The following is a 7,733-nucleotide window of genomic DNA, read 5'->3' on the forward strand; positions in this document are numbered from 1 at the left end:
TAGACAGTTTCAATAACTTTCATCGCAATTTGCGGGAATTAATTTATTAAGAATCAAGAATATTTCGTTTCAATCAGTTTCCTCGTTTCAAGTCTGCCTGTATTTCATCGATTTCAGCACGGAAAGACTTATCTACTTCCGTCAGTTCCTTTATCGTCTTGCAGGCATGAAGCACGGTTGCATGATCCTTATTACCTATCAGCGTACCAATCTTCGCCGTAGAGAAATCCGTATTCTTCTTAGCCAGATACATGGCTATTTGACGCGCCTGTACCACCTCACGCTTTCTGGACTTCGTATGAATCACAGAAGCATCCAGATTAAAGTGGCGACAAACAGTCGTAATAATATCATCCACCGTAACTGCCTTGCTTTCACAATTCACCACTTTGCGAACGATGCGCTGAGCCAACTCCAAGTCAATCTCCTTATTATAGATCGTAGAGTGCGCCATGATGGAAATCACAATGCCCTCCAAATCACGGACACTGTCGCTTACGTTCTCTGCAATGTAGTCGATTACTTCGGGCGGGAACTTCAAGCCATCGCGATGAATTTTGTTACGCAGAATATCCTTCCGCAATTCAACCGTCGGTTTTTCCAGTTCCGCCACCATTCCCCATTTAAAACGGGTTATCAGACGTTCCTCCATACCCTGCAATAACACAGGCGCTCTATCGGAAGTCAGAATCAATTGCTTGCCGTTCTGATGCAGATGATTAAAGATATGGAAGAAAGTGTTCTGCGTCTTGGTAACGCCGGCAAATTCCTGAATATCATCAATAATCAATACATCAATTGTCTGGTAGAAGTTTATAAAGTCGTTTGTAGTATTGTTTCGCACCGAATCAGTGTATTGCACCTGAAACAAATGAGCCGACACATACAGCACACGTTTTTCAGGATACAGTTCTTTAATCTTTGTTCCAATGGCATTGGCCAGATGGGTTTTTCCCACTCCTGACGCACCGTAGAAGAACAACGGATTAAAGATAGTCTTAGCCGGATTGAGTGCAACTGCTTCGGCTACGCTGCGCGACAGCTTATTGCTTCCGCCCTCAATAAAAGTCTCGAAATTATACTCCGGATTCAGATGTGGATCCAAGTCGGACACAGGCACCTGCGGAATCTGCTTGTTTACAACAGGCTTCTGAGGAATAATGGTACGATGAGTCGATTCCAGCTCCACCGTTTTAGGCGGACGGGAACTTCTGTCTACCATTACATTATACATCAGCTTTGTCCCCTCACCTATCACTTTATATAGAGTCTTTCTCAGCAAGTCTACAAACTTGTCTTCCAGAAACTCATAAAAGAACTGGCTGGGAACCTGTACAACCAAAGTCTTGTCCTCATATTTCAACGGGACAATAGGCAGGAACCAGGTTTTGTACGTCTGCTCCGGAACATTGTCTCTGATAATTTCAAGACAGCGGTTCCACAGTCCGACATGATCAACTACACTCATAACGGCTTCTAAACATTTATTGATTAAGCGAAACTTCTACGATTGCAAAATTCGCAATCTTATTTGAGAAAAACAAATCACTTTTTTCTTGCTTTTTTCAATCGGACAATAAACACTTTACTTTCAGGCACTTATAGAAAAGCATAAAAATAGCCTCCGCAAAGAGGCTATTGTTTATATTCAACTTTCTGATAATCATTACACTTACATGCTTACCGACAGTATATCCGACTATCGGAAAAGAAACCCGTAAATAAGGGTTTAGCGTTCTTTTATAGGCATATCAGAGCTTCTGTTTTATACTGAGCAAGCAGCGTCTCTATTTAGACAAAATCTATATAGTGACTATTTTTCACTTATCCTTCTTACCAAACAGGGAGAAGTGAACGTAACGCTTCGGATGCGCCTTCAGGTCTTCCAACAGACTGGCTGCATTGGCCGTAGTGGCACTCAAATTATTGTAAAGGGTCGGATCGTTGAACAACAGTCCTACCGTATTGTCCGTGCGTCCCAACTTGTCTGTAATCATTTTTACGTTGGCAAGCGTAGAGTCTACACGCTGCATGGCAGCCGCATAATCTATATCTTTCAGATTATTGCTGATTTGGGCAAAATTATCACCAATGGTATTCAGTTTGCCAGTCAGTTGCGGAATATCCTTACTCATCAGCGTCTCCAGATGACGACTTGTGACAGCCATACTGGCCGTCAGATCGCGAACATTGTGCAGCGTTGCAGGCAGTGCCGGATCGGCCAATACTGCATTCAACGATGCCAATATGGAGTCGAGCTTAGGCAACATCTTCTCAATTTGCGGCACCATGGCGGCAGCCTGTTCCATTATGCCGTTGTTCAACCGTCCGGGAATGGTATCACCAACTTCGTGACGCTCGCGCGGATTGTTGGCCAACAGCAGGGTCATCTTGATGCCTCCCAGCATATCGGAAGTCAACTCAGCCGAACTTCCCTTGGGAATACGCAATTCAGGGTCCACATCGATTTCGGCCACCACCTTGCCAGCCTGATTGTAATCGTAATATAACTCACGCACAATTCCCACCCGGAAACCGTCGGCAAAGACAGGGCTCGATTTAGTCAGTCCGTTGATATTCTGAAACTGTACATAAAAATAGTTCGACGGCTTGAACATGTGAATACCTTTCAGATAATTGATGCCGTACACCAATATGCAAAGCGCTGCAATACCGGCAATACCTATCCTGACTTCTTTGGTTATATACTTCATGACGTTTGATGATTTCTTATTTTTTGTTTCTATTTTGCTTGAATTCCTTAATAGCGGCATTGACGTCCATCTTTTCTCCGTCGCGGAAGGCTATGATAAAGGCGTCCTTAAACTTCGCGGATATGGCGCGCTTGGTACGCAACACCTTATTATAATCCGGCGAATCACCGTACGTATACTTATACAGACCTTTTTCTTTATAATGTCCTACATCTTTCAACCCCTTCAAACGCTTGTCGTTCTTGTTCAGGAGCTTCGAAGATGTCAGTATCTGTATTTTAAACACAATTCCGTTGCTTTTGGTTTTCTCGGGCTGCATGGCTTCCCGCGGACGTGGACGATGCTGCGCCGGTTCTTCTACTTTCTCTTTCAAGTCGGCTGCCGCATCCAGTGCAGGCTTTTCAACCGCGGGCTGCGGCTGCGCTTCGGGTACAACGGTATCCGAAGTACCGTTCAGACGTATTTCCTGTTCGCGCTTATATGTAAGGAAGGCACGATAGATGCCTTCTGCCAGCGAGGAAGCACCAGTTTCTGAATTCAGATAACGTTCTTCTTCGGGAGTGGAAATGAAACCCAGTTCCACCAGAATGCTGGGCATGGCACTTGCCTTGAGCACCAGAAAACCGGCCTGGTGCACACCACGGTCGCTGCGCTTGCAAGTATTACGGAACTGCTTCTGCACGAGCGATGCCAGATGTACACTTTGCGACATATATTTGTCTTGCATGAACTCGAAGATGATGTACGACTCGGAAGAATTAGGATTGAACCCCGCATAACGTGTCTGATAGTCGCTTTCGTACAGGATGACGGAGTTTTCACGTTTAGCCACTTCCAGATTGGCATCCGACTTGGCCAAACCCAGCGTCCACGTCGAAGCACCCTTGGCGGTGCGGTTGTTGGCCAGCGCATTGGTGTGTATCGAAATGAAGAGATCCGCCTTGGCATTATTGGCTATCTCGGCACGGCGGTCGAGGGGGATAAACACATCACGGTTGCGGGTATAGATCACCTTGACGTCGGAACAGTTCTTCTGAATCAGTTTGCCCAACTTAAGGGCAACATTCAGGTTGATGTTTTTCTCTTTGGAGATGCGCCCTACGGCTCCGGGGTCGTGACCACCGTGTCCGGCATCAATCACTACCACAAAATCCTTCGCTTCCGCATTGCCGATGCAGAAGGGGAAAAACAACAGGCTTAGGCAAATACCTATAAATAATATGTATCGTCGATATGCGTTCATATATAAACTATCGTTTGCAAAGGTAGTGGAAATTTGGAGAAAACTCACTCTTTCGCTTAAGTTTTATCAGGAAGACAGCTTTTTAGCACAGTTTTTCGGGTATAAAAGAACAATTTACGCAAATTGGCAGTAATTTTGCCGTCCGAAAATCGAAATGCAAGCACTATGATTATCCGCTTTTTAAAGAACTGGACACTGCCCGTTGCAATGTTGGCAGGAACGATAGGGTATTTCATCCTTGCCAGAGTGCCCCTACTAGCCCCCACCAAACCTGTGGTAAATGGCATGATTGCCTTCCTGACTCCTTTCCTGATTTTTGCCCAACTGCTGCTTACTTTCTGTAAGGTAGAAGTGCACGAACTGAAGCCGAAAGCATGGCACGGATGGTTGCTGCTGTTTCAGACGGCGTCGTGTCTGGCGGTAGCGGCTCTGCTCATCTGTTGTCCGATGGACGAAGTCTACCGCGAAGTGTTCGAGGGTGCCATGGTCTGCCTCATCTGCCCCACGGCCACTGCCGCTGCTGTTATCACCGGCAAGTTGGGTGGAAGTGCTTCAAGCCTGACTACGTATACGCTGCTCTCCAATCTGCTGGCTGCCGTTGCCGTGCCGCTGGTCTTTCCGCTGGTCGAGCCTCATGCCGACATCAGCTTCTTTTCGGCTTTCCTGAAGATATTGGGCAAGGTGTTCCCGTTGCTGCTCTGCCCTTTCTTCCTGGCCTGGTTCCTGCGGGCTTTCGTGCCGAAGGTACACCAAATTCTGCTGGGCTTCCGCGATGCCGCCTTCTACTTGTGGGCCGTAGCGCTGGCCATCGTTTCGGGCCAGACGGTACGTTCGCTGGTCAACAGTGACGCACCCGTCTTTGTAGAAATATTAATAGCCGTTGCCGGACTGATCACCTGTTGCGTACAGTTCTATCTGGGCAAACGCATAGGCGGACACTACCACGAACGCATCAGCGGCGGACAGGCATTGGGACAGAAGAATACCGTGCTTGCCATCTGGATGGCCTACACCTACCTGAACCCATTGTCGTCGGTAGGTCCGGGCTCGTACGTGCTGTGGCAAAACATCATCAACTCCTGGCAGCTCTGGAAAAAGAGGAAAAAAGAAGAGGCAGAACAAGCCTGCTGAAAGGCTTCCGAAACATTGCCTGCAACCCGTTTCTGGGACACTTGCACGGCTCGCGAACAACACAAGTGTGGCTCGCGAGCCGTACAAGTGTCGAACACGAGCCGTGCAAGTGTTTCTCAACACCCCCTCCAGAAGGCTTCTGAAGGGGGACTTTTCATTTCTTGAACCGCCTTGTGCCGCAAATAAAACAAAACCGTTACCTTTGTAGAAAACAACTATACACAAAAATTCTGACGCCATGCCCAGAAACCTTTGGATCGTCCTACTGCTTGCCGGCCTGTACCTGTGCGCCAGTTCTTTATCCGCCGCTCCCCAGCAGCGCAATGTGTCCTACCCAGTCAGCGGTAAAGTAATCGACAAGAAGTCGCGCCAACCCGTAGCCTACGCCAACGTCTTCGTCAACGGTCTGCCAGGAAAAGGCGCATCGACCGACTCACTCGGCATGTTCCGCATCGAACAGGTGCCGCCGGGCATCTACTGCCTGCAAGCTTCGTGCATCGGCTACCTGACGGTGCTTACCCCCGAATACATTGTATCGGCATCGACTCCCTTCGTCGAAATCGAGATGGAAGAAGATGCCAACCTGCTCGATGCCGTCGTCGTCAAACCCTCGCCCTTCCGCAAAAGCATCGAAAGTCCCGTGGGAATGCGCATCATCGGCTTGCAGGAGATTGAGAAAAGTCCGGGAGCCAACCGCGACGTGTCGCGCATCGTGCGTGCCTATCCCGGTGTGTCGTTCTCGCCTATCGGCTACCGCAACGACCTCATTGTGCGAGGCGGTTCGCCCTCGGAAAACCGTTTCTACATGGACGGCATCGAGATACCCAACATCAACCACTTTGCCACACAAGGCGCTTCGGGCGGCCCCGTCAGCATTGTCAACGCCGACCTGATACGTGAGATTACCTTCTACACCGGTGCTTTCCCCGCCAACCGCTCGGGAGCCCTCAGTTCGGTGCTCGACTTCCAGCTGAAAGACGGCAACCCCGACAAGCAGACGTTCAAGGCCACACTAGGTGCCTCGGAAGTCTCGCTCAGCGGTGCCGGACACCTGAGCAAACGCACCACTTACCTCTTCTCGGCACGGCAGTCGTACCTGCAAATGCTGTTCAAAGTGCTGGGGCTGCCCTTCCTGCCCAACTTCATCGACGGACAGTTCAAGGTGAAGACCCGCTTCTCCGACCACGACGAGCTGACCTTGCTCGGTCTGGTGGGCATCGACAAGATGAAGCTGAATACCGACGAGAAAGGCGAGGATGCCGAATACCTGCTGAGCTACCTGCCTACCATCAATCAGGAGACCTTCACGCTGGGTGCTACCTACAAGCACTACAGCGGCCAGCACGTACAGACCCTGACCCTGAGCCACAACTACCTGAACAACCGCAACCTGAAGTATCGCAACAACGACAACTCGTCGGAAGATAACCTGACGCTGCGCCTGCGTTCCATCGAGCAAAAGACAACCCTCCGCTTCGAGAACCAAACCAACCTGAACCTGTGGACCCTGAAAGCCGGAGCCGAACTGAACCACATCACCTACAGCAACGACTCGCGCCAACGATTCTACACCAACGCCGCACAGCTGCTGACATACGACACCTGGCTGCGCATCTTCAGCTTCGGTGCTTTCGTCACCGGCAACTATACCACGCCCGACAAGCGTTTCTCCCTCTCGGCAGGCGTGCGCATGGACGGCAGCAACTACAATAGCGACATGAAACAACTGTGGAAGCAGTTCTCGCCCCGGCTGTCGGCCTCGTACAACCTGACCGACCAATGGAGCCTGAGCGCCAACGCCGGATTGTACTACCAGTTACCGCCCTACACCTCGATGGGATATAAAGACAACGACGGTGCCTATGTCAACAAGCAATTAAAATACATGCAGGTAGGCGAAACGGCTCTTGGTGTAGACTGGCATCTGCAAGACCGCTTCATGGTGTCGGTCGAAGGCTTCTTCAAGCGTTACGGACAGATACCTTATTCGCTGACCGACGATATTCCCCTGCTGTGCAAGGGCAACGACTACGGTGTAGTGGGCAACGAAGCCCTGACCTCCACCGCCCAAGGCCGCGCCTATGGTGTGGAGACCATGTTCCGCTGGCAAGTGCCCGGTCGCTTCAATGTAGTCTCTTCGTTCACCCTCTTCAAAAGCGAATACCGCAACGGACAGAACGATGCCTACATTCCCTCGGCCTGGGACAACCGCTTCATCCTGAACCTAAGCAGCACCTACAACCTGCCTCGCCGCTGGAGCATCGGAGGCAAGCTGAGCTACATCGGTGGTTCGCCCTACACGCCTTACGACGAAGACAAGTCCTCGCTCGTCGAGGCCTGGGATGCCAAAGGACAACCCTACTACGACTACAGCCGCTACAACACCGAACGGCTGCCCTCGTTTGCCCAGCTGGACGTGCGTGTGGATAAGTCATTCTACTTCCGCCACTGTATGTTAGGCCTCTACCTTGACATCCAGAACATCACCGGCAACAAGCTGAAGCAACCCGACGTCATCATGAGCACGGGTGTGATAGAGAATCCGTCGGCACCTACTTCCGAACAACGTTACAAAATGAAGTATCTGAAACAGGAAAGCGGCACCCTGCTGCCTACACTGGGTGTAACGCTTGAGTTCTGACAAC

At 50.0% G+C, this 7,733-nt stretch carries 5 protein-coding genes; 2 read left to right on the forward strand and 3 right to left on the reverse strand.

The window, feature by feature from the left end; all coding sequences use genetic code 11:
* Nucleotides 1-73 precede the first annotated feature (73 nt).
* The 3 genes from dnaA to Q3C19_RS17345 all read right to left on the reverse strand — a co-directional run bounded on the left by dnaA (nucleotide 74) and on the right by Q3C19_RS17345 (nucleotide 3,957).
* The gene (gene dnaA / locus Q3C19_RS17335) at nucleotides 74-1,468 is read right to left on the reverse strand and encodes a chromosomal replication initiator protein DnaA (RefSeq protein WP_022163939.1); all 1,395 of its coding nucleotides are present in this window, start codon (nucleotides 1,466-1,468) and stop codon (nucleotides 74-76) included.
* 352 nt (nucleotides 1,469-1,820) lie between these two features.
* The gene (locus Q3C19_RS17340) at nucleotides 1,821-2,714 is read right to left on the reverse strand and encodes an MlaD family protein (RefSeq protein WP_022163940.1); all 894 of its coding nucleotides are present in this window, start codon (nucleotides 2,712-2,714) and stop codon (nucleotides 1,821-1,823) included.
* A gap of 16 nt (nucleotides 2,715-2,730) precedes the next feature.
* Nucleotides 2,731-3,957, reverse strand: coding sequence for an N-acetylmuramoyl-L-alanine amidase (locus tag Q3C19_RS17345; protein WP_022163941.1), 1,227 nt, complete (start codon nucleotides 3,955-3,957; stop codon nucleotides 2,731-2,733).
* 165 nt (nucleotides 3,958-4,122) lie between these two features.
* Here Q3C19_RS17345 and Q3C19_RS17350 point away from each other — a divergent pair, with 165 nt between their 5' ends.
* A complete protein-coding gene (locus Q3C19_RS17350; protein ID WP_302731021.1) occupies nucleotides 4,123-5,088 on the forward strand; it encodes a transporter in 966 nt (321 codons plus the stop codon).
* 238 nt (nucleotides 5,089-5,326) lie between these two features.
* Nucleotides 5,327-7,729 (forward strand): TonB-dependent receptor, encoded by a 2,403-nt coding sequence (locus tag Q3C19_RS17355; protein ID WP_302731023.1) that lies wholly within the window; start codon nucleotides 5,327-5,329, stop codon nucleotides 7,727-7,729.
* Nucleotides 7,730-7,733: the final 4 nt, after the last annotated feature.

Source organism: Bacteroides sp. ET489 (assembly GCF_030518095.1).
Lineage (GTDB): Bacteria > Bacteroidota > Bacteroidia > Bacteroidales > Bacteroidaceae > Bacteroides > Bacteroides ndongoniae.